General features: G+C 44.6%; 1 protein-coding gene and 1 pseudogene. Both read right to left on the bottom strand.

The annotated features are described in order from the left end of the window. A pseudogene (locus ACEYW6_RS36735) lies at positions 1 to 138 on the bottom strand (HdeD family acid-resistance protein); the annotation flags it as partial. A gap of 90 nt (positions 139 to 228) precedes the next feature. Then, the coding region (locus ACEYW6_RS36730) for a hypothetical protein (RefSeq protein WP_412983684.1) at positions 229 to 372 on the bottom strand (144 nt) is incomplete at its 5' end.

Here is a 372-nt window from a genome sequence, read left to right as displayed (position 1 = left end):
GATGGCAATAGTGGCAATAAATGGTTCTGCGATCGCTGCAATTCCCAGCAGAATCATCAAAACACCTAAGACAATTGGCAATGCTGAATTTGTTCTGGTTTCTCTAAAATCTTCAGAAGTCATAGCTTTTCCAAAAATGTTTTGATATGTTGTTAAATCTTGAAACAGAGACGCGATTAACCCAAGTCTTTCCAAGAGTTATCTCTCCCTTGTGCTCCTCTGCCCCCTCTAAGCGTTGACCAGTTCAGGTGATAAGCGCTTCAACACCAGTCGTTCGTGTTCTACATGGACGTAAATTGTGTCGCCTTCGTGGAACTCGCCGCGTAGAATCGCTTTGGCAATCGGAGTTTCTAGTTCTCGCTGAATCGCCCG

This window comes from Nostoc sp. UIC 10607, assembly GCF_047228265.1.
In the GTDB taxonomy this organism is placed as follows: Bacteria; Cyanobacteriota; Cyanobacteriia; order Cyanobacteriales; family Nostocaceae; genus Nostoc; species Nostoc foliaceum_A.
This window is presented reverse-complemented; position numbering and strand designations above follow the sequence as displayed.